Annotated in this window: 1 protein-coding gene; it reads left to right on the forward strand. The window is 32.6% G+C overall.

The window, feature by feature from the left end; translation table 11 throughout:
• Positions 1–97: 97 nt before the first annotated feature.
• Positions 98–1,129 carry an IS6 family transposase gene (locus tag KQI42_RS20710; RefSeq protein WP_216522734.1) on the forward strand — a complete coding sequence of 344 codons (1,032 nt, stop codon included), beginning with the start codon at positions 98–100 and terminating at the stop codon, positions 1,127–1,129.
• Positions 1,130–1,334: the final 205 nt, after the last annotated feature.

Genomic DNA, 1,334 nt, shown 5'->3' on the forward strand with positions numbered 1-1,334 from the left:
CGTTTTGTAAACTTAAATGAAAATTGAGGACTCCAACCTCTGTATGGTACAATGTTTTTGCCGAAAACAAATACCTCCCAGAAAGGATGAAGTCCTCATGCAAAAAATTGTATCAATAAAGTGCCCAAAGTGCAACAATAATCATTTATTTTATCGTTATGGCAAAGATAAATATGGTTACCAAAAGTACCTTTGCCGTAACTGCAATCATCAATTTGCTCCTGAGAAACCAGTGTCTAGACAATTGCAAAATTATCCTCGTTGCCCTGTTTGTGGTAAGGCAACTTTTCTTCACCACGATTATGATTTTTATTCTAATTTTAGATGCTGTGATAAAATATGTAATCACTCTATGTTTGTTCCTAAATCAACTGCTATATTACCTGCATCTATGTCTAAACTTGCTGGCAAGACTGATTTTAAACGTATGAGATATCCTATTCATATTATTATCACTGCTCTTTCTATGTTTTATCTTGGCAAGAATTCCTTTAGGAATATTGCCTTGATCCTTAGAATTGTTAATAATGTTAAAGTCTCTCATACCACTATCAGTAACTGGTGCAAGAAGTTTGCTCCACTATTTAATAATCTTTCTTTAGATTTGATGCCTATGATGAATTTTGATTCTGATGAATGGCATGCTGATGAAACTGTGGTGAAGATCTCTGGTAAAAAATATTACATTTGGTTTATTATTGATTCTGAAACCCGCTTTGTTTTAGGTTTCCATCTATCACCTTTTAGGGACTCAAATCAAGCTTTTACTTTGTTTAATTCAGTTAAAGACTTAGGCTCCGTTCAGTCTATTGTTAGTGATCGTTACAATGCATACAAGATGCCTATTAAGACCGTTTTAGGTGATAAGGTTCAACACATACGTGTTGAAAGCTTTAAAGATGATATTTCCAATAATTTAATTGAATCTTTTCATCATCAATTTAAAGCATGGTACAAAACTAAACAAGGTTTTAATTCTTATGACTCTGCAAATAATTTAATTAGTATGTTTGTCTTCTTCTACAATTTTGTTAGACCACATTCGGCTTTAAATGGGCTTACTCCTGCCCAAGTAGCAGGTTTAAAGCTAACAAAGAAGGAGAAAAAGAAATATCTTCTTGTAGCATAAATTTATTTTGAATTTCGCTTAAGATTTTTTAAAAGATTCGTTCTTGAAATTGTCAAGGGCGTGCGTTAGCACGTTCATTTTACCCTTGATGATTTCATAGACGAAGCTTTATCATATGCAAAGCGAAATTTAGAGCAATCCAAAGAAACTTAGAGCAATTCTATGAAGATATTGTACTATTTTTTCATATTTAGTTTACAGAGCC

This window comes from Tissierella simiarum (assembly GCF_018917865.1).
GTDB lineage: Bacteria > Bacillota > Clostridia > Tissierellales > Tissierellaceae > Tissierella_C > Tissierella_C simiarum.

Excerpts from the sequence above, each read along its gene's own strand:
- KQI42_RS20710 (WP_216522734.1), top strand. The coding sequence starts at position 98 with ATGCAAAAAATTGTATCAATAAAGTGCCCAAAGTGCAACAATAATCAT.